This is a genomic window from Butyrivibrio sp. Su6, from assembly GCF_900108105.1.
Lineage (GTDB): Bacteria > Bacillota > Clostridia > Lachnospirales > Lachnospiraceae > Butyrivibrio.
Genome location: NZ_FNUR01000004.1, coordinates 224,658 through 248,236 on the forward strand (window position 1 = coordinate 224,658; position 23,579 = coordinate 248,236).

A 23,579-nucleotide genomic window follows, 5' to 3' on the forward strand; every position below is an offset into this window, starting at 1 on the left:
GGTTACCTCTTTAGTTCTTCTATAAGTTTTTCTGCTCTGTCAAAATCTATATCTTTTACAGCCTCCCTGATAGCGCTAATCTCTGGCATTTTTCCTCTGATAGCCTCTATCTCATCAATAGTTTTAAGGGCCGGGGACTGGTTACCGTTCCTTACGGCTTCAAGAAGTTTCTCCATAAGTGCATTCTCATCAAGTACCTCCTCCGCCTTCGCAGTCTTAAAGCTTACTCCGACTTTTTCAAATTCATCAAGGAATTTAGTAAGTCCCTCTTTTGCCCTCTCCCATTCCATGAAAAAGAGCTCCGATGCGGCATCTACGTATTTCCCATCCCCGTCCTTGGCGCGTTTTTCCAGTCTTCTGGCGTTGTAGTACAGATCCTGCGCTCCTACGTTGCCTGAGTTTCCCTTAACTGAATGTATAATATACGCGGCTTTAGCATATTCTTTACTTCTGATCAGCTCTTTTAGCTCACATATACTGCCATCTGCTCTTTCCACGAAAACTTCTGCTATTCTTACAAACTGCATAATGTCGCCGCTTAGATGCTTCATAGCCATGTCAAAAGAAATATCATATTTTTCCAGTATCTTTTTAAACTGCCCTAAAGTCTCTTCCGGAATATCTATCTGATCAGTCTTTTCAACGATTGTCACAAGCTCTTTTGGAAGATGCCTTATCAGCACGGTTTCAAGAAGCATGACGTCAATGGGCTTTAGCAGGTAGTCATCAAATCCTTTTTCATTAAAGAGCTTTTTGCGTTCAGGCGTAGCATCTGCCGTAAGCACAATGATCGGAGTGTTTTTCCCCTTGCGTTTGTCAATGCGCCTTAGCTCTTCCATGGCCGCTATTCCGTCAATATCAGGCATCATGTAATCCATAAGAACAAGGTCATAGTTCCCCTTTTCATACATTGCATAGCTCTCCAGGGCAGACTGGGCCGTATCTACGCGGACAAGCGTACGCCTAAGAAGTGATTTAAGAACTGTCAGATTCATATTGTTATCATCTACAGCAAGAATCCTGGCATCCGGAGCGATGAAGGTCTCTCCTGTGGCCTTGTCATATCCCGTATCAACGCCTTTTTTCAGCTTAAGGTCAAACCAGAAAAGGCTTCCTTCACCAGACTTACTCTTAACCTTGATCTCTGTTCCCAACAGCTTTGCCAGATTGCCGGAAATTGCAAGTCCCAGCCCTGTTCCTTCGATACCACGCTGCCTGACTATAGCTGACCTTTCAAAGCTTTCAAATATCTTTTTCTGGTCCTCTTTGCTGATACCCACTCCGGTATCTGACACTTCAAAATGGATAGTTACGCTCTGCGCATCCTCAGCCAGCTTCTGTATGCTAAAGACAATTATTCCCTCATTTGTATACTTGATGGCGTTGGATAAAAGATTCATCAGTATCTGCGTTAGCTTTCTCACATCACCTATAACAAATCCGGGCAGCTCCTTATCTGCATCGGTAACAAAGTCCAGGTGCTTGTTATCAGCTTCTTTTTTGTAATAGCTCCTGAGAGATTCTATGAGATTTGTGATATTAAAGTTCTCTTCAAATATTTCCTCTTTTCCCATATCTATCCTGGACAGATCAAGGAACTGGTTTATCATAAAAAGAAGCTGTCTGCCTGCAGTATCAACGTTCTGTGAATATTCGATTATCTGCCTGTTCTCAGCTTCCCTATAGATCATCTCATTCATGCCAAGGAGCATATTGATAGGGGTTCTTATCTCGTGGCTGATATTGGCCAGAAGTATACTCTTTGCATTGCTGGATTCCTGGGCAATTTTTTGCTGCTTCTGGTACTCTTTTAAATACATCAAAAAAATGATCCCTATACCGACACTTGATATGACGATTCCGGAAACCTGATCAAAAAACTGCCCTGCCGGAGTATCAAATGTTTTGACAGTCTCAGGATGCACATGCGCGATATGGGCTATGGCCACATAAAATGACACATGCAGGACCTCCATGAAAACAAGGAGCTTCCCCTTATACATTAAAAGAGTGAATAGTATTCCGAATGAAAAGAAATATGGCATGGAACCATATAGACCGCCGCTTTCAAAAAAAAGCATGCCAAAAAGTCCCATGAATATAGTAAAAGATGTTATGAGATATCCTATAAGATAATGCCCCGTCCGATCCACAAAAACGATCAGCGCTACACTGGCAATGGCTGCCCCAATATTAATAAAAAAACTTGAAGGACCTGCCCCTGTAAAAAATGATGAAACAGCGCCGGCAATGCTTATAATAATACCCGCAGTCCCCAGAAGTTTAAAAAAGATAATATTGAGCTCGGTTTCTTTTTTATAGAAGTCGATGATCTTAGAAGGAAATATACTTTTCATATATTGCTCCCAAAATAGCTCCAAAACACTTATGAACAACCCACATACTAATTATAGTCAAATTTTCTGTTAAATAAAGTATTTTTTGCCTATTTGGGCACAATTTAGCAATAAAAGATAAGCCTTTGGGATGCTTTGTATAAGATAATACAAAGTAGCAGAAGGCTTATTTTTTGGAGGAAAGACAACAATGGGAGCATTTAAAAGCGGAATTTACAGAAATATCTTTAAAGAAATAGGAAAAACAGATAAGGAAATTGAAGATAAGTTAAAAGAAATCGTGAGGACTTTTTTCTACGATGAAAAAGAGCAAATTTATCACGAAGCTCCGGATAAGATGGGATATCTTACAGATACCGGCAATAACGATGCCAGAACTGAGGGAATGTCTTATGGCATGATGATGTGCGTGCAGCTTGATATGAAGGAAGAATTTGACCGCATCTGGAAATGGGCAAAAACATATATGTACATGGAGGATGGTGAAAATGAGGGCTATTTTGCCTGGTCATGCCAGACAGATGGCACCAAAAATGCCTACGGTCCTGCTCCTGACGGAGAAGAATTTTTTGCCATGGCTCTTTTCTTTGCTTCCCACAGGTGGGGTGACGGTGAAGGAATTTTTGAATATTCAAGGGAAGCTAAAGAATTATTAAAAGCATGCTTACATAAAGGTGAAAATGGAAGACCCGGAACCACCATGTGGAATAAGGAAAATCACCAGATTCTGTTCGTTCCTGGCAGTCCATTTACAGATCCATCCTACCACCTTCCTCATTTTTATGAACTCTTTTCACTGTGGGCATATGAAGAGGACAGAGAATTCTTTAAAAAAGCTGCAGATGTCAGCAGAAAATACCTTGCAAAGGCATGTCATCCTGTTACCGGACTTAGCTCGGAATATGCTAATTTCGATGGTTCTCCACTGGATGAGGAGCTTTCATGGGGATATTATGGTAATTTCTTTAGCGATGCATACAGAACTACTGCAAATATCGGCCTTGATGCGGTATGGTTTGGCGATGATGAAGGACAGCTCTCTGTTCCTCTTCGCATGATGAAGTTCTTTGGCACAGATCTTGAAGCTTGCAGATGCACCTACAAAGTTGATGGGACGCCTGTAGAAAAGTGTGTTCTTCATCCTGTAGGCTTACTTGCCACGATTGCTCAGGGAGCGCTTACTGTTTCCTATAGTGAAGAAAAGGATTCTGATTTTGAAATTGCTAAAAAATGGGTAGACTGGTTCTGGAATCAGCCACTTAGAAAAGGTGTCCGCAGGTATTACGACAACTGCCTGTATATATTTGCTTTTTTGGCTCTTTCAGGTAATTATCGAATCTGGTAAACTGACTTTTTTGTTTTAGAATTATTTGCAGAAAAAATGCTGCGCATCATTCTCGAGAAGAGGAAAATGCACAGCTTTTTAAATTACAAGTGTTTTTTAATTTGCTCGATTACAATCTTAAGTGCCTTTATTCTGGCATACTTTTTATCAACTGACTCAAGAACATACCATGGCGCAAATGTTGTGCTGGTCTTTTCTATCATCTCATCAATTGCGGTCTCATAGAGATCCCACTTATCACGATTTCTCCAGTCTTCGTCTGTGATCTTCCACTGTTTTTCAGGTGTATTCTGTCTGTCAGTGAAACGCTCTAGCTGAGTATCCTTGTCTATCTGCACCCAGAATTTGATTATAACTGCTCCCCAGTCAGAAAGCTCTTTTTCAAACTCATTGATCTCATTGTAAGCTCTTTTCCAGTCATTCTCAGAGCAGAAGCCCTCAAGCCTTTCCACCATTACTCTACCGTACCAGGTCCTGTCAAAAACGGTAATGTGCCCGGTCTTAGGTAGTCTTGTCCAGAATCTCCAGAGATAGTGCCTTGCTTTCTCATGCGGCTCCGGACTTGCAATGGGCTCAACCACGTAATCCCTCGGATCCAGGGCTTCAGTAATTCTCTTTATATTTCCACCTTTTCCTGCTGCATCCCAGCCCTCATAAGCGATAATGACAGGGATTTTCTTTCTATAAACCTTATTTCCAAGGTCTCTTAACTCCTTCTGGAGTTTTTCAAGCTCCTCATCATACTCCTCATCAGTCAGAACCTTGTCATCAAGTGAAATATCAGAGAGCTTTGTCACTTTCTCCATTGGGAAAGTATTCTGAAGGATAGGCACATTCATCCTTTGATTGGTCAGGGCAATATCTATCCCCTGATTCAAAAATCTCAAGACCTCAAACTCAGCTACTTTCTTGTCTGTAGCATCAATAATGTACCATGGAGTTCTGGATTCATTAGTATCTTCAAGGTATCGCTCAAATACATCAAGGCAGTCATCATAATTCTTGTTCTGTTTTATATCATCATCGTCAACTCTCCACTTTGTGTCCTTGCTATCAAGAAGATTATCCAGGCGCTTTTTCTGTTCTTTTTTAGAAATATGGAAAAAGAACTTCATAACAAGATATCCGTTATCGCAGAGCTGCCTCTCGAAAACGTTTATCGAATGAACTTTCTTTTTATACTCCTCTTCGCCAAGCTTTCCATCAATTACTCCACTGACTACCTCGTTCATCCAGCAGGTGTCATAAAATCTGAACTTTCCGGCTTCAGGGATCTCTTTTATAAACCTGTAAAGGAATGGATATCTTTTTTCTTCATCACTTGGCTGCCTGTCCATAGTTGCAACCCTAAAAAATCTGGGATCGATATTCCTTATAACTTTACCGATCAGCGCCCCTTTCCCTGCAGCATTCCAGCCTTCAAAAATAACCATAACAGGAAGTCCTGCCTCTTTTATCTTCATCTGCAAGGCAGTCAAATGGGCTCTTTCCTCTTTGATCCGCATTTTCAGTTCATCTGCATCTGAATAATCAGGTTTAACAAAATCCTTAAGCATGGCGCACCTCCTTCAAGTCACAGGGACGGTTCTTTTGTCTTGTCAATTTGTTATTGTGTGTTTGTTATAACGATAATATATATATTTTATTGTAACAGAATATTTGTCCCCATGGTCCATTAAAATCGCAATTTATGAACAGTGCATAAATACATCTGATTAGCGGGATTTTTGACAAAAGACTACTATTAAGTGGGGTTAGTATTTATTACTGGAGGTATAGTATGAAACAAGCAATTTACTTAGTTTACGTAGCACTACCTGTTATTTTGCTATGGGGAGCAAAATTTTCAGGAAAAAGATTCAACGATGGTTTTCTGTCTCTGGAGCAGACAAAGGCCATTCAGGGATTTCTGGCAATCTGTATCATGCTCCATCACATCGCGCAGAAAACCTGTGCGTCCTGGATACAGCCGCAGACGCGCATAGTTCACGGTCTGGACATGTTCGTTCCTATTGGATATCTCTTGGTATCTGTATTTCTCTTTTTCAACGGATATGGAGTATATAAGAGCTATCACACCAAGGAAAACTATCTTGACGGCTTCATAAAAAAGCGTATCCTGCCTGTTGTTCTGGCGCTTTACACAACCACGGTAATCTTTTTTATTGCAAGGCTCCTTGTCGGAGAAAAAATGGATGCCAAGCAGGTAATTCTTTACCTTACAAGCATACAGCTCTGCAATCCGAATACCTGGTATGTAATAGTTTTGCCGTTCTTTTATCTGGCTTTCTATTTTTCTTTTAAATTCATAAAAAAGGATGGGCTCGCAGTTCTCGCAACCACTGCATTTGTGGTGCTTTACATGCTGCTTGGCACCAGAATTGACCACAATGACTATTGGATAAGGGGCGAATGGTGGTACAACTGCGTATTCTTGTTCCCTGTAGGAATTATCTTTGCCAAATTTGAGGATAAGATAATCCCTCACCTGAAAAAACACTACTGGGTATATCTTGTTGCAGCACTTCTGCTCTTTTACCCGCTATATATTTATTCCGGATTTATCTGTAATATATTTGGTTACTATGGAGACAACTGGGGAGCTCCCGACACTGTTTTTAGAAGAAGAGTAAGCCTTCTATCCCAGGTATTTTTGACAACAGAATTTGTCTTCACTGTTCTGCTTATAAATATGAAAGTCGCTTTTGGAAACAAATTCCTTAAGTTCATGGGAACGATAACTTTGGAGTTCTATCTTATACACGGCCTTTATGTAGAGTTATTTGGCTGGCAGTTTGACGGCGGAGTGCCTTCTCCACACCATATTAAATACGTTTTGGTGTACGTGCTCGTAGTATTTGCTCTTGGTGTTCCATCTGCAGTGTTATTAAAAAGACTCCACGGATTTATCTTACGTAAACCTGGCGCAATTACTTCACATTCACGCAAAGCCGCTTAAAATAATAGCTCTGATAGCAAATGCTATCAGAGCTTATTTTTCCTCAATATCAAATGAATCAATAGATCAAATTTGGCAACGGTAAACCGAATCAATTCTTAAGACACCCGATAGGTATAACATATACTCCATCTTCTCTTTTGTAGCCATATTCAGTCGCTGTGATTATAAGTTTAAGGTCCGGGAGTCTTAACGGAACCTGCTTTTCTTTCTTGTTATACTCAATGATGAGCCGCTCTATCTCACATAAATGCTCTGCGCCCATATCTATTTCCTTACTTCCAAGCTTAAACTCTATTAGAGCATATCTGCCATCTTTTAGATGAAGTACTGCATCTGCTTCCAACCCGTATCTGTCATGATAATATGACACCTCGCCGTTCATTCCTGAGGAATATATCTTAAGATCACGGATACATAACGACTCAAAAAGAAAACCAAGTGTCTTGAAATCAGTGTTGAAATACTGCGGAGACAACCCCAATGCCGCAACAGCTATAGACGGATCAATCAGATTTCGTTTGTTTCCTGCCCGTATCGCTTCTTTTGATCTGATTGCAGGGCACCATGCAGGAAGTTCATCTATTATGTATAGTTCTTCCAGATCATGGAAGTATTCATAAAACGTTGGCTTAGACATTTCCGACGATGAAGATGTGTCTGCAATAATAGTTTTAGTTTCTGCCAGGGTGCATATATTCCTTGAGTAGGATCTCAGCAAACGCTCTGCCCATAACGGATTTCTTTTGACGTGACTTATATTGGAAATATCTACGTGGCATGTCTGGTAAAAAAGATCTGCGGCTATAGAGAGAGCTGCTTCCTTATTCTCTACATTAATACTCTGAGGCCAGCCACCACGGCAGATTGCATAGATCAGGTCATCAATGCTTAGTTGTGATTCTTCCCACTCAACAGACTTTCCATCAAAAAGATCCATCAGCGAAACACTGCCAGTTGACTCACCGCTCTCATAAAGACTCATTGGATACATTTTAAGCGTAGAAATACGTAGTGTTCCAGTATGCGCGGTTTCTACTTTCTGAGAAGAGGAACCTGTCAGGATATACTGGCCCTTCAAACTGGTATCATCAATATCTTTTCTTATTGCTCCCCATATCTTAGGTGCATCCTGCCATTCATCAAATAGTCGTGGTTTGTCTCCTATAAGTAGCTTTGAAGGCATGTTCTCAGCGACCGATAAGTATTTTTCTCTGTTATCTTCATCCTGAAACTCAATGTAGCTTTTGGCAAAATGCTTACCTGTGGTGGTCTTTCCGCAGCCTTTGGGCCCAACTATAAGTGACGCCCCAAAGGCTTCAAGTTTAAGTTTCAATGCTGAATCCGTTACTCTTTCACGATATATGCTCTTTTTTCCTGACAAAATTCGTACTTCCCTCTCATTGTTATAATATAAAAATAGTATAATCCATTTAACAGATTTGTGCAATTTTATTTAACATATTTGCGCTATAAAATTTAACGAATACGTGATGTCTTGCTTTACTAATTTGGCAAAACTCACCTAAATATTAATAATCACTGTATGTCAGATAAGCTTTAGTCGTGTTCTTTTTTCATTGCCTCACAAATATTAAGAAGAATCTCAACATTTTTTACCATGGAATGAATTGGAACATATTCGAATCTTCCATGTGCATTTTCGTACCCTGCAGAAAGGTTGGGGCAAGGCAAGCCTCTAAATGACAGTGCTGCTCCGTCTGTACCTCCTCGGAATGGCTCACATACCGGTTCTATACCGGCTTTTTTTATGGCATCCTTCAAAATATCAATAAGAAATGGCGTTTCTTTTAACACTTCATGCATATTGCTGTACTGATGTGTTATTGTAAGTACCACTCTGTCCTGTCCATATTTTTCTCTTAGGTCATCTGCGCACTTTCGAAGAAAGTCTTCACGCTTACAGAAATTATCATGGTCAAAATCGCGAATGAGCAGCCTTACCTTAGCATTCTCGCAGTCTCCAACGCATGAAATGACATGGTAAAAGCCTTCTGTTCCTTCAGTGAACTGTGGTTTTTCTTCCTGGGGAAGCATTCCCATCATGTGAGATGCCATATCTACGGCATTAACCATAATTCCTTTGGCTGTTCCTGTGTGAACGCTCCTGCCTATAAACTCGAATACTGCTTCTGAAGCATTAAACGTCTCATCCTCATACCATCCAAGGTGGTCACCGTCCAGCGTATATGCCAGTTTGGCGCCGAATCTGTTAAGATCAAGGTCTCTTGCCAATCCGCCAACTTCTTCATCAGGTGTAAAGGCCAGACTTATATCTCCATGCTCTATTTCATCGTGAGTGCATAGATACTCCGCCATGGTCATTATTGCTGCTATAGAGGCCTTATCATCCCCTCCAAGGAGCGTCGTTCCATCTGTTAAAATAAGATCCTGCCCAATATACTGCTGCAAATTCGGATAATCTGCAGCTCTCATCACTATATGCTTATCCTCATTAAGGACGATGTCTCCGCCATCATATTTTTCCAAAACCCAGGGATTAACGCCTGTGCCACTGGCATCAGGAGCGGTGTCCATATGCGCTATAAATCCAATGGCCGTTCCTTTACTATCTGCTGAATTAGAAGGTATTTTGCCGTATACTACGCACCTCTCCTCATCAAAAAACACATCGGAAACACCAATTTTTATCAGTTCTTCCTTCAAAACGCACGCAAGATTTTTTTGCTTATCAGTCGTTGGCCAATGACCTGCAAAAGGCTGCGACTGAGTATCGATTCTTGCGTAGCGCATCATTCTTTCTTTTACCTGTTCATATATATCACTGTAGTTCATAATGCAACTTTCCTTTCAATTTGTTTTAATAATAATCTATTTCTAGGCATTATGCCCGAATTTTTTTGCCACAACTTTATTTCTTTTCGTATAAAAAAATGTACGTTAATTGAGTGTTATTTATACCAGCAAAAATAAAACAAAATTGGAGGAAAAAAAGTATGGTAGCAACAAAAACAAATACGTATATGACAAAAGCTTTAACAATGGATGAACTGGCAGAAATTGCCGGCGGCCGCTTCAGGACAATATTGCCGGCCCCATTCACTCAAAAGGATCTTGAAGAAATAGAAAAAAGAAAAAAGGAAAAAGAAAAAGAGGAATATTGGAAAAAGCATATGTTTGACAAATACATTCCACTGGAATATTTTCTTGATTAATTTTGCAAGCACTTTATTAAGGACTGTGAAAATCATTCACAGTCCTTTACTTTTCTGGCTATTCTCTTTATTATATTCTCTGCGCCTTTCATTCTTCAAGGCGCTATTTTAAATGAAAGAATAGATGATTTAATGCCATGAACAATAATATAAAGGGAATTCTTTTTACTATATTAGGAGCAGCTTGCTGGGGACTGTCAGGAACAATGGGACAGTATCTCTTCGACGTCCAGAATATGGACAGTAGGTGGCTTGTACCAATAAGACTTGGTCTTTCGGGAATTTTGATTCTTGCATATTGCATGATCAGGCATAAAGACACTGTGATCAAGCCCTGGAAGACAAAAGAAATGTCTTTTTGGATGCTTGTTTATGGAATACTAGGCGTAAGTACCTGCCAGTTCCTGTATTTTCTTACTATCGAACTCTCCAATGCTGCCATAGGAACAATCATGCAGGACCTTGCTCCAATTTTCATACTTCTTTTTACCTGTCTTCATATAAAAAGATGGCCAAAGATATCTGAAATCATATCTATTGCGCTTGCAATTTCAGGTGTATTTCTTTTAACAACTCATGGGGATATAGCACATTTATCAATGCCGGTTTCTGCGCTGATCGCTGGAGTTGGCAGTGCGTTCTGCGTAATGATCTACAACGTTCTGGCTCCCAAGATAACAAAAGAAATCCCTGTCATCGTTGCACAAGGATGGTCATTCTTATTTGGCGGCATACTTTTGGGATTTGCTTTTAAAATATGGACAATTCATTATGTTCCAAACATTTATGGTTTGTTTGGAATAGCTTTTGTTGTAATAGTAGGAAATGTCTGCGCATTCACCCTCTATATAAGCGGTGTATCCAAAATTGGTCCTCAAAAAGCAATTCTTTATAGTTTTGCAGAACCAATAACTGCAGCGCTACTTTCAACTTTTGTGCTAGGAAGCAAGTTTACTGTGTATGACGCTGCAGGTTTTGGTCTCATATTTCTAATGCTATGGATGATAACTTTCTCCAAAGAAAAATAATCACATAGTTATCTCTATTGCATCAAATTCTTGAAATTCCATCATCGATGAAAAGCTCGTAGGCATCTTTATCACAGTCAAAGCATTCATAACTAATGTTATTGTAATCAATCTGTTCAGTTCTGCCTGCAGGTACTGCAAGGGGAAGTGCGTGACCTTTTTTGATAAACACTAATACTTCATTCAGCGCTGCCTCGATATAGTGATGCCCCTTTGATATGATCTCAACATCATAATCGTTATAGCTTCTAAATCTGCACAGCTTCATGTCTTCGGGAAGGTACACATATCTGCCGGTAGCATTCTGTTTATATACAGGTGCAACCATAATGCTCTCGCCCACAAAAAGCTGGTCCTCTACTTCGTAAGCCATTTCATCATCCGGATAATCAAAACATAAAGGTCTGAACAACATCTCGTTATTATTTACTGCCTTCATGAATTCTGAATAAAGGTACGGAATCAGCGCGTATCTGAGCCTAAGAATGTTTTTAAAGCTCTCTTTGTCAGTAAATCTGTAGAATTCCTGTCTTCTGGTACCTTCTGCGGAATGATTTCTGAAAAGAGGCGTGAAAATACCAAACTCAGCCCATCTCATAAGCAGATCTTCTGTGACATCAGCCCCAAAGCCGCCAACATCAGCGCCACTATAGATAAAACCGCACATGTTGAGCGCCGGCATCTGCTGAATATTAAGCAGTAAGTGACTCCACCAGGATTTATTGTCGCCACACCAAACGCCGCCGTAGCGATGCATTCCTATATATGATGACCTCGAGAACATGAGAATTCTTTTATCTGGGGAAAGTCTCTCAAATGCCTCGCCCGCAGCTCTGGTCATATTATAGCCAAATAAGTTGTGGACTTTGTCGTGTCGATATCTTTTACCTTTATACTCGTGGTAAAATCTCCTGTAATCCTCTTCGTTGTTGGCTAGTCCCCCGACTATATCCTGGAATTTAAAGAAGGATCTTATATCCAGATTTTTCCCCTCTAGCTCTTTTATCTGCTCAAAGACCTCTTTCAAATGGTCCTCGGTATAAAAAATAGCCGGTTCATTCATGTCGTTCCAAAAGCCGTCAATTCCATAGTCCAAAAGAACTTTATATTTTTCGCCAAACCATTTTCTGGCATCCTCGTTAAGGAAGTCAGGGAAATGCACTTTTCCGGGCCAAACCGCAGCAACAAGGTTCTCTCCATTTTCTTTTTTGCAAAAGAAATTATTCTTTACCCCTTCTTCATAGACGTCATATCCGTCTTCAATCTTCACTCCTGCGTCAATGATTGGGACAAGATGTATGTTTCTGTCAGCCATTTCCTTCACAAATGCACTAAAATCAGGAAATCTCTCATCGCTGACCGTGAAATCCTTATATCTTTCCATATAGTCGATGTCCAGGTACACGCTATCGATGGGAATATCCAGCTCATCGTACTTGTCAACGACTTCCCTTACCTGGTCTTCATTCATGTAGCTCCATCTGCTCTGGCCAAATCCAAAAGCCCATCTTGGCGGAATGTAGCTCTTTCCTATTATTCCACGGAACTCTTTTACAATCTCAAGGATGCTCTCGCCTTCAATCAGGTAAACATAGGCATCGAAGTCCTCAAAAGCAATGGAAAAAACGTCCTTATCCGTATATCCTATATCAAAAGAGACCCTGCCAGGCGTATCAACATACATTCCAAAGCCTCTTCCGTTTCCCCAGATAACAAAGAAATTCTGAGCGGCATAAAGAGATCTTTTGTCTTCTGTATGATTGGGATCATCTGAGCAATTGCTGACGTAGATATACCCTCTTTTATTAATTCCGCGGACTGTTTCACCAAGTCCGAAAACACGGTCTTTTACACCCATATTATATTTCAGTTCATTTTTCCCCTGAACTCTTTCAAAATATGGGATTTCTTTTTCTTCATTGGCAAATGAAACTACCACTGAATCTGTTTCTATGGGATTACCAATTTTGTATTTTTTGACCATTACCCCTTTACTCCTCCTACTGTGATTCCCTGTTTCATCTGGGTTTGAGCGATTATATAAATAATGATTATCGGCACCATCGATATCAAACTGCCAGCCATAAGTACATTATACTCTGTATCATACTGTCCGTTTAGTGTATTTAAGGCCAGTGTCAGTGTCATCTTGTTTTTATCAGATAGCATAACAAGCGGCCACAAGTAATCATTCCAGGCCTCCATGAACGTTGTTATTGCCAGTGTCGCAACTGTGGGAACCATCATTGGCATGATAATATCCCTGTAGATCTTGAACAGCCCTGCACCATCTATCCTGGCAGCTTCAAGATAGTCATCCGGGAGTGCTCTCATATTCTGAACCAGCAAAAAAATAGCAAACGCCTTGAAAATCGCCGGAGAAATAACGCTTGCATATTTGTTGATCAAAGAAAATTTATTCATAATAATGAACATTGGTATAAGCGTTATCTGAACCGGTATCATCATCGATGTCAGATACAATGCAAAAATGAAATTTGCACCTTTAAATCTTATCTTAGCAATGGCAAATGCCGCCATTGATGCAGAGATAATAGTTATACCAACATACATAACCGTAATAAAAGCACTGTTAAACATTGCTCTTGCAAATGGAAATAATGTAAATACTTTTTTATAGGAATTCAGCGTCGGCTTTTTGGGAATCCACTGGATTGGAAGTGCCATCAGCGCACCTTTTGATTTTAGAGATGTCGATATCATCCAATACAGCGGAACAGTTACAATAACTACCAATACAGCTGCCCCAAGGTAAAACAAAATATTATAGAATATCTTTTGTGTTTTATGATTCATAATGCACCCAAACTTTCTGCAGCTTAAGCTGTATCAGTGTTAACAAAAGAATTATCACAAACAGTAACCATGAATATGCTGCAGCATACCCCATCTTGAAATAACTAAAGGCATATGTGTAGATTCGCTCTACCATTACCTGCGTGGCACCATTTGGCCCGCCTTCAGTCATGATCTGCACCTGTGGAAAAAGCTGAAATGCATTGATCAGCGACATTATCAGACAATAAAAAAGTGTTGGTGATAAAAGCGGCATTGTAACACTAAACAGAGTCCACATTTTTCCGGCGCCATCTACCTTTGCTGCCTCATAATAAGTAGGATCGATTCCTCTAAGTCCGCCAAAGATATAAAGGCCGTAGTAACCCATATCTTTCCATACAGAGGCCAGTACAATACCAGGCATAGCCCAGTATTTGTTCGTAAGCCAATCCGGTCCTTTCATGCCAAACACACCGATTATTGAATTTATTACTCCATATTGTGAGCTAAGAACCCATTTCCATATGAGGCTCGCAGCTACCCATGAAGTTAATACGGGTATATAGAAAAGAACTCTCATAACTCCCGTAAATCTTTTCTCAGTATTCAAAACAAGCGCAATTACCATCGATAATAAGAATCCAAGTGGAATATATAGGACGATATAGTAAAGAACATGCAAAAGAGTACTCCAAAACTCTTCTCGCGTAAGTAGCTGAATATAATTCTGGAATCCCACAAAATGATCCGGAATAGTATGGATCGTAAATTTTTCCAGTCCGCTCCAATCCGTCATGCTTAGTGCTGTAGCCATGATAATTGGGAGAAAACTAAATATTATCATTCCTATGAAACTGGGTAGCATAAATGGAATCGCTTGTAGTATTTTCTTCTTCTCTTTTGTCATAATATCAACCTTTTTCAAGCAAAACTGAAATACAATATACGAGCCTGCAGTCCAATATGGATGCAGGCTCTATGTTTCTACTGAAGTGTAATCTGCTCTTCACAAAGCTTTTGCGCTTCATTAAGTGCTTCTTCCGGGGAACTCTCACCACTTGCTGCCTTACTTACTGCATTTGAAATAATGTCTGACATCTGACTGTAATCTGTAATAATTGGCGGTAATACAAGTGAATCAAGTGATTCAAATACAGCCTTTCTGTTATCAGGAGGAGTAATCTCAAGATAACTTGAAAGTGCGTTCATGTCACTAAGAGCAGGCAGATCCCATCCTGCATCCAGACGGATCTTGGCTGCCTCATCACTTGATGAAAGGAATGATATCCATTTCTGCGCAGCTACCTTTGCGGCGTCACTGGCATCATTATTTACTACAAGTGCATTAGCGAAGAAATGGGTGGCTTTCTGAGTCTGGCCTGGCTCAACGCATATATCCCATGCAAAATCGCATGCCTCTGTAAATGTATTGAAACACCATATGCCTGTAGGAATCATTCCAAGTCTTCCACTTTCAAATAAATCCCAGTCGCCCATTCCGCCCATCTGCTCTGCTGTAGGCTGTACATTGGTCTTCTGAACTCTGTCAACCATACTCTGAAGAGCTGCAATATTCTCAGGCGAATTAATTGTAAACTTAGAACCATCTTCACTTATGAGACTTCCGCCATACTGAGCTGCAACTTTATAAAATTCATTGTATGTGACAGGCTGGTAGATACCGTATATATTATCGCCCAGGGCTCTAATTGCTTCAGCTGCCTTATCAACATCCTCTCTGGTCCATGATGATGTAGGATAGTCAATTCCTGCCTGATCAAAAAGGTCCTTGTTATAAACAAGAATTACTGTTGAAAAGTTCTCCGGCAGTGCATACTGCTTTCCGCCATATGAAAATGCAGATAGTGCTGTTTGATTGAGAGAACTTGTATCTGCTTCTGAAAGCTCTGCCAGTATTCCTTTTGAAGCATATGCTGCAAAGTTTTCAATGTTCATTTCAAAGCAATCAGGAGCCGTTCCACCTGCTATCCTTGTCTGAAGTGTAGTGAAATAATCATCCATTGCAATAGTTTCAATTTCTACAGTAATATCAGGATTTTGCTCATGAAAAGCCTGATACATTGAATCCAGCGTTGCTTCGTTGCCACCGGATGCGTTAAAATTAGCATATGTAATTGTGATTGGTTCAGCAGTCTCCTGTGTAGTTTCAGCTGCTGGTTCTGCCTCTTTTGAGGCTTCAGTCTCAGTTACCTTTTCAGTTGGCGCTTCTGTCTGCGCTGTGTCTGGATTCGCACTCCCACAGCCTGACAGAAGTGTTGCTACTATAGCTACTTGTGTCAATAAAGAAATAGTTTTACGTTTCATAAATACCTCCCTCTAAAAATGCTTTTTTATATCTTCGAAGAAGCTGCAGTCTTCCTCGCAAATATCTGATTCTTTGCCGCCTTTTATGAAAACAGGATATTTTTCCAATATAGAATCTACGATTTGCCCGCCTTCATATTTCTTTTGACTAAAAAATCCTGTCCACTCTCCACTTGGCAAATACAACCGCCTGTTATTTATGCCTTCCTCAAATATAGGCGCAACCAGCAAATCTTCGCCAAAAAAGTATTCCTCTTCCCATTCAAATGAGTTGCAATCTTCCGGGTTGATCATAAATAAAGGTTTCATCAACGGTTGTCCATTTTCAGCCGCCTTTACTGCTTCTTTATATATGTAGGGCAATAGCTTCATCCTAAGATGATGCCATTTTCTTATTTCATCAATGAAGCCCGGTGCCTTGTATGATTCTGCGATATTCCAAGGGCTTCTTTCATTATTACCTTCTGCACTTGGCAATAGCTCTTTAAACTGGCCGCCATCCGGTTCAGAATGCCATTGCATTATCGGGCAAAAGCAGGCAAATTGAGTTGATTTTAGATATAAATCCATAGTTGGCAACGGTCCTGCAAATCCCCCTATATCAAATCCCCAGAATATTATGCCTGAGCAAGCCGCTGAAATTGCAGCTGTATACGCATTTCTTAGTTCTTCATATGTTGATTGATGATCTCCTGCCCATAAAATAGGCGTTCTCTGAGTTCCTGTATAACCCGCTCTTGAAAACAGTACGTGTTCTTTCCCAATTGCCTCATAGTATGAATTTATATACTGCTGACAATACGAGTTCTTTAGCTCTTTTCCTGTTTTTTGGTCAAAAGATATTACATCATCTTCATATATAAACTCTCCGCCATCAGTTTTGAAACCATCTATTCCCATATCAAGAAGGTACTTACGCTTTGCAAACCATGATTTTTTAGTATCAGGATTAGAGAAATCAGGCACAAGCGATCCGGCAAACCAGTTGCCTTCAAGAATCCTATATGGTGTTCCATCTTTTTTATACAGGCAAAGCTTGTTCTTTATAGCGTATTCCTCATCCATTGTGTTTTGAGAATTATGTACGCCTTCTTCCATCTTCTTATATACGGGGATCTGCCACAGTACAGTATGAATCCCTTTTTCTTTCAGCTTTTGGACCATTTCCTTAGGATTGGTCCAATATTTGCTTTCCGAAAAATCCAGATCCTCATATCTTAATTCTTCATTTCCATCTATTTCTCTGCATTTTGCACCGTTCCATATATAGAATGTCGCTTCGTCACTCCAGGCTTCAAGTACCAGAACTGACGCAGGAAAATCGTATTTTTCAAGTTTTTTGACGACATCCTCAACATCTTTTTGTGAATTCCAGCGATTGGCTGAAATCCATGGTCCAAAGGCATATTTTGGTGGAACACTTATTTTCCCCAGATAGTTGTTAAACTCGCTTATGATATCTATGGGTGCGCCTGTAAACAGCATTGCTGAAGCATCATTGGGAAAAGCACACCTGATCTCATGGTTAAATTCAAATGTAGTAACACAATCCGTCTCTACAAATAGTCCCCAACCTGTATCAGTAAAGAAAAAAGGAACGCTGCAATATGTTTTTTCTCCCTGATTGCAAAACTTCTCTTCCACACGGTTAATGCATTTATGGCCTTTCTGATCTATATGATCAAACTTCTCTCCAAGTCCATATACGTGATTGTAACTGGTTTTAATAGTGATATTCCTTTGTTGACCATCTTTGCTGTATTCTATTGTCAGCAAGTCATTTTCTAGTTGAATTTCCTCTTTATCTTTTTCTAAATCCAGCTCTATCATTGAAGTTCCCTAACACTTTCTCTCTCTATTACTTCAAATGGAATTATTATGTCCTGTTTGGGATAAGACTTATCTTCAAGTGATCTTGACAGTATTTCAACAGCAAGTCGGCCTTTTCCATAGATATCCTGCTTGATAGTAGTTAATCCAGGTGTAATGTACTTGGAGATTTCCAAGTCATCAAACCCGATAACTGAATAGTCAGCAGGAACATTTTTGCCCATTTTGTGGAATCCTTTAATTGCGCCAATTGCTAAAACATCCGCAGTAGTCACTATTCCTGATACTGGAATACTGTCTTTTACAATTCTCTCTGCAATATCAATTCCGCTGTCAAAATCAACTTCTCCTTCAAAAATCAGGTCTTTATCATAGCGGATCCCATATTCAGAAAGCGCTCTTTTGTAGCCTTCATGTCGCTTTTTAATTACTCCATCTTCCTTCATCTTTCCGGAAAGGAATCCTACTTTTTTATGATGTTTATCAAGCATATATTTTGTGGCAAGGTATCCACCAAGTTCGTCGTCTATTCTGATGTTATGAAAGCTCTCATCCTTACAATAGCTATCTATAAGAACTGCAGGAATCCCTATCTTCCTGAACTGATCAAAAAACTCGTCAGGATATACCCCAATAGCTATTACTGCATCAAGATTTCTCTCGTAGACATGCTTTATATAGGACTCATCTACATTAGTACCCGAGATCAAAATATGATAGCCAATCTTTCTTGCATAGTATTCGATCGAACTGATTATTTCACTATAAAAGCTGTTATGAAACATCAGCTGACTGCCGGGCTCGGTCTGTGGGATAACAACACCTATCATCTTTGAAGTTTTATTTGTCAGAGATGCCGCGCCCAAATCCGGAACATAGTTCAGTTCCTCCATGGCTTTTTTTACTCTTGCCTTTGTTTCCTCAGTAATAGGCTTATTAGAGTTATTTAATATGTACGAAACTGTTGCTTTTGACACTCCAGCTCGTTCAGCCACATCCTTTAAGGTAGTTTTTTTCATCTAGTATCCTCGCTCATTTAACCGGTTAAATAAATAATAAATCCATTCTGCGATAAATTCAATACTATATTTTATTTTTTCTTTTAAACTTTTAGTGTATTCTTATACTAAAGATTAGCAGGAGGTGCACTATGGAGATTACAGAAAAACTAGACGCATTATTAGAAAAAGCCGGCAAAGACAGTATTCTCAAAGACAAACTTTTAGCTACAAGAAAGTCTCTCAACCCCATTGCCGACTTTTGCGATATTGCAAATGAATATGGTATTCAGATAAGCGTTATGGATATAGTAAATCAGGGAGAAGAATTCTACGCAGAAATTAAGCGCAGCACCAATGGCGGCGGTGAAAACTCTCCTGATCTTGATTTTCAGAATGATGAGTATTCTATTTTTATGATGAGATTACAGTGAGGATCTTTTCCCAATAAAATGCATCGAGCCTTTTCGGTCTTGAGCATCTTCCTCTGCGTCCTTAATTCCTGCATTGTTATATTCCATCAGAAACTTACTTTTGCACTGTTCACATAGCTTTCCATTAAGTACAGGTTTTTTGCAAATTTTACATGAAGCCAGACCCAGGTTTCCATTAATAGAAATCTTTTCTTCTATGATCCATTTTTTTATTTTTTCAGTTGAAATCCCGGTAGAAAGGCTGATAGCAGTACCGGTAGACCTTGGATTATTTCTCAGAAACTCCGTAACCTTTGAAATCTCTTCGATTTCTTTTTTCTGACAAGATGGGCAAATAAAATTATGCATCTCGATCTGCATAAATAACATGCCACACTCTTTGCAAATATTGTACCCCATTTGTAGACTCCTCCCCGAACAGGTGCTTAAAAGCATCCCTTACTTTTAGATATTTCCGATAGGAGCCCCCTCTGTTATCGAAAACTTTTCATACACAGCTCTAGATTATATCATCATTTCAGCCTAGTTGGAATAGTGTAAAAGGCTTGATTGATAGAAACTACTGCAGCCATTTCAGTGTCATATGCGTTATTTACTAGCTCTTCTCTGAACCATAAACTCACGAACATTTTTAGATTCCTCAAAATCCAGAGAGAATCCTAATTTCTCTGCCACATACACTGAAAGCTCTTCAAAGAAATCGTACATCAAAAAGAGTTTTTCCCACATATCCTCGTAATCTCCTTTTGGGAACATCCCCTCGAATCGGGTCATCTCTTCTTCTGCCAGATAATTTTTTAAATACTTGCAGCACGCACCTGTTGTAACTTGGAAACCATTGTCTATGCCGATTTTCCAATTGATCATCTTGAGAAACATGTTCATCATGTACTCTTCCATCATACGGCGCGCATAGTAGAATTCATGCCTACATAGCCCTTTTGTCACATAGTTGCTTATCCAACGAAACTCATTAACTGTTCCGAAAAATTCAAATTCGGTTGGCTTCTTAATATAAAAACATTCCTTGGAAGTTATATCCACAAGCTCCTTATAATCATCCTTATTTACCAAAACAGTCCGAGGCTCTGTAAACTCTACCTGTTTTCCTATCTCACTCACATCTATAAATGTCAGATCGATCCTGTTGCCATCCTTATACTGTGTGAGGTAAGCAAAGCGCGATCTGCCATTGTAATCATAGGGCTCGGCATAGTAATCATCAGGCATTTGCATTATAAGGATATCTCCGAATCGTTTCATGTAATCGTGGTCCCTGGTAAACTCGCGGATGTCAGATACAAAAAAAGTGATGTCAAAATCTGAAAATTCATCGTGAACCGCTCCCTTTGTAACATTTGAGCCTTCCATGGTCACTGCACGAATCCGCTTATCTTCCATTGCAGTTTTCAAGATCAAATCATACATTTCGTCATAAGATTTCATACACAATTCTGCTTCCACTCTTCATATATTTGTTCTTCATCATAGTCGGACAAAAGCCCTTCCATCCCTAAAAAAGATCACTCATATCCCTCTCCTTTATATGACTGACAAAATCCTGAATCTCATCTTCCGATAGTCAGCTTTATCAGGTTTGGATATTCGCTGCTTTCCAGCCATTCATAACTGATTTTTTCCGTTAATCCTTTCAAAATAGAAAGTCCGAGATCATCTTCTGTTGAAGTTATATCAAAACGAGGTCCATTATAACTGAATGCCAGTTCAGCAACCTCACTCTGTTCTGAATATTCACATACCGTATTGATGCTCAAATCATTCATTCCTGATACAAGAATACGCATAACTTCCTCAAACATGAGCGTAATATGTTTGGCCATCTTTGGAGCAATCTGATTTCTACTGCAATAAGCTGAAATTTCGCCTACTACGCTGAGAAAATTATAATCACGACTATTAATATCAAGTTCCAACACCTTTAGTCTATGTATAAATCGTCGAGTATTCTCCCCTTTTGGATTATCAAATATCTGCTCAGGACTTCCATCTTCATATATTTTTCCTTCATCCATGAAAAATACACGGTTACAGATGCTTTTGGCAAAATGCATCTCATGAGTAACAATCAGCATAGTTTTGCCAGTTTGAGCCAGGTCCCTGATAGCAGATTGCACCTCTCCAACCATTGTGGGATCAAGAGCACTAGTAGGTTCATCAAGCAAGATCACATCAGGATCCATCGCTAAAGCTCTAGCGATGGCCACGCGCTGTTTCTGGCCACCAGAAAGCTGATCAGGATAGTTTAATGCCTTTTCGCTAAGACCAACTTTTTTGAGCAGTTCCATGCCTCTATCATATGCTTGCTGCCTTGATTTGCCCAAAAAATCCACAGGTGCCAGCATCACGTTTTCTATTACCGTTTTATGATCAAACAAGTTAAAGCTCTGAAACACCATCCCCATCTTCTGTCGAACCTTGTTAATATCAGTCTTGGGATCAGTGATTTCCATATCATCCAACCAGATTCTTCCCTCGGTCGGTTTCTCTAATTGGTTGATACAACGCAGCAGCGTACTTTTTCCAGTTCCCGATGGCCCAATTACAGATATAACATCCCCGTCATGTATTTCAACGCTAACATCCTTAAGTGGAGTGACATCTTGATATGACTTTTTCAAGTGCTCTATTCTGATCATCAATGCTTGATTCCCTTCAAAATCTCTGACTCTTTACGACGTTTAGGATTGATATTCACACTAATTCTCCCAACCCCAAAGCCAACCAGCGTTTCCAACGCGAAATATATAACCGTAATGGCAATTAGTGGAAAAAATGCTTCATATGTACGTCCTCGTACAATATCTCCTATTTTTGTAAGATCCTGCACTGCAATGTAACCAACTATTGATGTCGACTTAATCAAACTAACGATTTCCCCTTTATATGCAGGTAGCACAAAAGGCATTGCCTGTGGCAGGATAATCTTGTAGAAGGTTTGACGTTCTGAATACCCAAGCGCATATGCTCCTTCATACTGTCCGATTCCAACTGCACCTACACCTGTCTTTAATAAACCGAACACAGAAGCTCCAAATGTTAGAGTAAAGCCAATTATAGCCACTAATACACCATTAATGGCTATTGAACCAAATATTACGTAAAAAAGAATCATAAGCAGCACTACCATTGGCATGCCCTGTATCAACCACATAAAAAATTGTGTAACAATGTTGGCCACGGGATTACCGTTTCGGCATGACATAAATACCACAAATCCTAGCGCTGTTCCAAACAGTACTGCAAATATCGTAATAAGCAGAGTCGTCAGAATTCCTTTTTGAAATAATTGCCAGCGATTTTCTCGTATAAAGGTCTTATTAAAGCTTTCACTGATACTATCCCAAAAAGAATCGTTATACTCGGCGTTTTCTTTGAGAATCATAGCAACAGTGCCCCCGGAAAAGTTAGGCTTTGAGAAAAGAACGCTTTCGGCACGTTCAGGTGTAATACTGATGCCGGCTAATGCAAAATCACATTTACTTGTCTGAATTGCTGGCAGTATCCCGTCAAAATTCATGTCTATGATGTCAAGACCGTACCCGCTGTATTCACAGAACATAGCGGCAAGCTCAATATCATATCCTACCACCTTACCATCTCTCATATACTCAAATGGTGCATATCCCGATTCTGTCGCCAGTTTAAGAACACCTTTTTTTGCTTCCAGCCTGCTAATATCCGGCATCGTCTTATCTGCCTCATTTTCACTGAACCACTTGACTGAAAGCTCTTCAAGGGTTTCTTCGGGAAGGTGCTCCAAAAATGCATTAAATTGATCCCTTAGCTGTTCTCCATCCCGAGTCTTAGGAAATATTGGTGCAAAATCATAACTATCAAGATACTCTGGCAAATATACAACATACTTGCTCTCACGCATCAATATTTGAGCCACAGCCTCATCAACAATAAAAGCATCAATCTTTTTACCTATGAGAGCCGCCAATAGATCAGCTTTACCATTGTAGTATTCCAAATGAGCTTCCGGCATTTTTTCACGTACAGATGCATCGAAACTGGTGCCGGTCTGAACACCTATCCGCTTTCCGTTCAGATCTGATAAAGAATCAATCACATGGTCATTCTGCTCCGACGCCGTACATATAACCGATTCCTTTAATACTATCAGGATACCGACAAGAACAGCTGCCAATAAAAAGAGAATCGTTGACTTTCCAATAGTTTTTTTCTTCATATAAATTAACTTCCCTGGCACTCGCAATCATCGTTATATCGTGTTTCTATATGCTATTAATTATACATCCCATGGCTAAAGATTCAAGGAAACA

General features: G+C 39.8%; 18 protein-coding genes and 1 pseudogene. 5 read left to right on the forward strand and 14 right to left on the reverse strand.

The window, feature by feature from the left end:
- Positions 1-2: 2 nt before the first annotated feature.
- Positions 3-2,357, reverse strand: coding sequence for an ATP-binding protein (locus tag C4S54_RS06905; RefSeq protein ID WP_103868866.1), 2,355 nt, complete (start codon positions 2,355-2,357; stop codon positions 3-5).
- 190 nt (positions 2,358-2,547) lie between these two features.
- On the opposite strand from C4S54_RS06905, the gene C4S54_RS06910 reads away from it, so the two are divergent.
- Positions 2,548-3,702: a glycosyl hydrolase family 8 gene (locus tag C4S54_RS06910; protein ID WP_103868867.1), complete on the forward strand. Its 1,155-nt coding sequence runs from the start codon at positions 2,548-2,550 to the stop codon at positions 3,700-3,702.
- Between the two features lie 83 nt (positions 3,703-3,785).
- Here C4S54_RS06910 and pap read toward each other — a convergent pair whose 3' ends face one another.
- A complete protein-coding gene (gene pap / locus C4S54_RS06915; protein ID WP_103868868.1) occupies positions 3,786-5,258 on the reverse strand; it encodes a polyphosphate:AMP phosphotransferase in 1,473 nt (490 codons plus the stop codon).
- A 224-nt stretch (positions 5,259-5,482) separates the two neighbouring features.
- Between pap and C4S54_RS06920 the strand changes: the two genes are divergently transcribed.
- Positions 5,483-6,661, forward strand: a complete 1,179-nt coding sequence (locus C4S54_RS06920) for an acyltransferase family protein (RefSeq protein ID WP_103868869.1) — start codon at positions 5,483-5,485, stop codon at positions 6,659-6,661.
- A 91-nt stretch (positions 6,662-6,752) separates the two neighbouring features.
- On the opposite strand, the gene C4S54_RS06925 is transcribed toward C4S54_RS06920, so the two are convergent.
- A complete protein-coding gene (locus tag C4S54_RS06925) occupies positions 6,753-8,045 on the reverse strand; it encodes an ATP-binding protein (protein WP_200821049.1) in 1,293 nt (430 codons plus the stop codon).
- Between the two features lie 176 nt (positions 8,046-8,221).
- Positions 8,222-9,478, reverse strand: coding sequence for a peptidase T (pepT, locus tag C4S54_RS06930; protein WP_103868870.1), 1,257 nt, complete (start codon positions 9,476-9,478; stop codon positions 8,222-8,224).
- A 161-nt stretch (positions 9,479-9,639) separates the two neighbouring features.
- Here pepT and C4S54_RS06935 point away from each other — a divergent pair, with 161 nt between their 5' ends.
- Both C4S54_RS06935 and C4S54_RS06940 read left to right on the forward strand, forming a co-directional pair.
- Positions 9,640-9,858, forward strand: coding sequence for a hypothetical protein (locus C4S54_RS06935; protein ID WP_103868871.1), 219 nt, complete (start codon positions 9,640-9,642; stop codon positions 9,856-9,858).
- Between the two features lie 137 nt (positions 9,859-9,995).
- Positions 9,996-10,886 (forward strand): DMT family transporter, encoded by an 891-nt coding sequence (locus tag C4S54_RS06940; RefSeq protein WP_103868872.1) that lies wholly within the window; start codon positions 9,996-9,998, stop codon positions 10,884-10,886.
- A gap of 22 nt (positions 10,887-10,908) precedes the next feature.
- Here the strand turns inward: C4S54_RS06940 and C4S54_RS06945 are convergent, their stop codons facing one another.
- The 6 genes from C4S54_RS06945 to C4S54_RS06970 form a co-directional block, all read right to left on the reverse strand.
- Positions 10,909-12,870, reverse strand: a complete 1,962-nt coding sequence (locus C4S54_RS06945) for a glycoside hydrolase family 31 protein (RefSeq protein WP_103868873.1) — start codon at positions 12,868-12,870, stop codon at positions 10,909-10,911.
- Positions 12,870-13,703, reverse strand: a complete 834-nt coding sequence (locus C4S54_RS06950; protein ID WP_103868874.1) for a carbohydrate ABC transporter permease — start codon at positions 13,701-13,703, stop codon at positions 12,870-12,872. The genes C4S54_RS06945 and C4S54_RS06950 overlap by 1 nt, the downstream gene beginning before the upstream one ends.
- Complete coding sequence (locus tag C4S54_RS06955; protein ID WP_103868875.1) at positions 13,693-14,592, reverse strand: carbohydrate ABC transporter permease; 900 nt, start codon at positions 14,590-14,592, stop codon at positions 13,693-13,695. The genes C4S54_RS06950 and C4S54_RS06955 overlap by 11 nt, the downstream gene beginning before the upstream one ends.
- Before the next feature lie 77 nt (positions 14,593-14,669).
- Positions 14,670-16,010 carry an ABC transporter substrate-binding protein gene (locus C4S54_RS06960; protein WP_103868876.1) on the reverse strand — a complete coding sequence of 447 codons (1,341 nt, stop codon included), beginning with the start codon at positions 16,008-16,010 and terminating at the stop codon, positions 14,670-14,672.
- A 12-nt stretch (positions 16,011-16,022) separates the two neighbouring features.
- Positions 16,023-17,840, reverse strand: coding sequence for a glycoside hydrolase family 31 protein (locus C4S54_RS06965; RefSeq protein WP_103868877.1), 1,818 nt, complete (start codon positions 17,838-17,840; stop codon positions 16,023-16,025).
- Positions 17,837-18,859 (reverse strand): LacI family DNA-binding transcriptional regulator, encoded by a 1,023-nt coding sequence (locus tag C4S54_RS06970; protein WP_103868878.1) that lies wholly within the window; start codon positions 18,857-18,859, stop codon positions 17,837-17,839. Before C4S54_RS06970 ends, C4S54_RS06965 begins: the two co-directional genes overlap by 4 nt.
- Positions 18,860-18,990: 131 nt before the next feature.
- Between C4S54_RS06970 and C4S54_RS06975 the strand changes: the two genes are divergently transcribed.
- Complete coding sequence (locus C4S54_RS06975) at positions 18,991-19,272, forward strand: hypothetical protein (protein WP_103868879.1); 282 nt, start codon at positions 18,991-18,993, stop codon at positions 19,270-19,272.
- On the opposite strand, the gene C4S54_RS06980 is transcribed toward C4S54_RS06975, so the two are convergent.
- The 4 genes and pseudogenes from C4S54_RS06980 to C4S54_RS06995 form a co-directional block, all read right to left on the reverse strand.
- A complete protein-coding gene (locus tag C4S54_RS06980; protein ID WP_103868880.1) occupies positions 19,264-19,671 on the reverse strand; it encodes a hypothetical protein in 408 nt (135 codons plus the stop codon). The genes C4S54_RS06975 and C4S54_RS06980 overlap by 9 nt on opposite strands.
- A gap of 189 nt (positions 19,672-19,860) precedes the next feature.
- Positions 19,861-20,718 carry an aminoglycoside 6-adenylyltransferase gene (locus C4S54_RS06985; RefSeq protein WP_103868881.1) on the reverse strand — a complete coding sequence of 286 codons (858 nt, stop codon included), beginning with the start codon at positions 20,716-20,718 and terminating at the stop codon, positions 19,861-19,863.
- A gap of 494 nt (positions 20,719-21,212) precedes the next feature.
- Positions 21,213-21,929, reverse strand: a pseudogene (locus C4S54_RS06990) (amino acid ABC transporter ATP-binding protein); the annotation flags it as partial.
- The gene (locus C4S54_RS06995; protein ID WP_103868883.1) at positions 21,929-23,485 is read right to left on the reverse strand and encodes an ABC transporter substrate-binding protein/permease; all 1,557 of its coding nucleotides are present in this window, start codon (positions 23,483-23,485) and stop codon (positions 21,929-21,931) included. The gene C4S54_RS06995 and the pseudogene C4S54_RS06990, both read right to left, overlap by 1 nt.
- Positions 23,486-23,579: the final 94 nt, after the last annotated feature.

What these genes read in the sequence shown, in the direction of transcription:
- C4S54_RS06975 (WP_103868879.1), top strand. Translation starts at nt 18,991, where the DNA reads ATGGAGATTACAGAAAAACTAGACGCATTATTAGAAAAAGCCGGCAAA.
- C4S54_RS06980 (WP_103868880.1), bottom strand. Translation starts at nt 19,671, where the DNA reads ATGGGGTACAATATTTGCAAAGAGTGTGGCATGTTATTTATGCAGATC.
- pap (WP_103868868.1), bottom strand. Translation starts at nt 5,258, where the DNA reads ATGCTTAAGGATTTTGTTAAACCTGATTATTCAGATGCAGATGAACTG.
- C4S54_RS06960 (WP_103868876.1), bottom strand. Translation starts at nt 16,010, where the DNA reads ATGAAACGTAAAACTATTTCTTTATTGACACAAGTAGCTATAGTAGCA.
- C4S54_RS06965 (WP_103868877.1), bottom strand. Translation starts at nt 17,840, where the DNA reads ATGATAGAGCTGGATTTAGAAAAAGATAAAGAGGAAATTCAACTAGAA.
- C4S54_RS06905 (WP_103868866.1), bottom strand. Translation starts at nt 2,357, where the DNA reads ATGAAAAGTATATTTCCTTCTAAGATCATCGACTTCTATAAAAAAGAA.
- pepT (WP_103868870.1), bottom strand. Translation starts at nt 9,478, where the DNA reads ATGAACTACAGTGATATATATGAACAGGTAAAAGAAAGAATGATGCGC.
- C4S54_RS06985 (WP_103868881.1), bottom strand. Translation starts at nt 20,718, where the DNA reads ATGAAATCTTATGACGAAATGTATGATTTGATCTTGAAAACTGCAATG.
- C4S54_RS06950 (WP_103868874.1), bottom strand. Translation starts at nt 13,703, where the DNA reads ATGAATCATAAAACACAAAAGATATTCTATAATATTTTGTTTTACCTT.
- C4S54_RS06935 (WP_103868871.1), top strand. Translation starts at nt 9,640, where the DNA reads ATGGTAGCAACAAAAACAAATACGTATATGACAAAAGCTTTAACAATG.
- C4S54_RS06955 (WP_103868875.1), bottom strand. Translation starts at nt 14,592, where the DNA reads ATGACAAAAGAGAAGAAGAAAATACTACAAGCGATTCCATTTATGCTA.
- C4S54_RS06970 (WP_103868878.1), bottom strand. Translation starts at nt 18,859, where the DNA reads ATGAAAAAAACTACCTTAAAGGATGTGGCTGAACGAGCTGGAGTGTCA.
- C4S54_RS06995 (WP_103868883.1), bottom strand. Translation starts at nt 23,485, where the DNA reads ATGAAGAAAAAAACTATTGGAAAGTCAACGATTCTCTTTTTATTGGCA.
- C4S54_RS06940 (WP_103868872.1), top strand. Translation starts at nt 9,996, where the DNA reads ATGAACAATAATATAAAGGGAATTCTTTTTACTATATTAGGAGCAGCT.
- C4S54_RS06945 (WP_103868873.1), bottom strand. Translation starts at nt 12,870, where the DNA reads ATGGTCAAAAAATACAAAATTGGTAATCCCATAGAAACAGATTCAGTG.
- C4S54_RS06910 (WP_103868867.1), top strand. Translation starts at nt 2,548, where the DNA reads ATGGGAGCATTTAAAAGCGGAATTTACAGAAATATCTTTAAAGAAATA.
- C4S54_RS06920 (WP_103868869.1), top strand. Translation starts at nt 5,483, where the DNA reads ATGAAACAAGCAATTTACTTAGTTTACGTAGCACTACCTGTTATTTTG.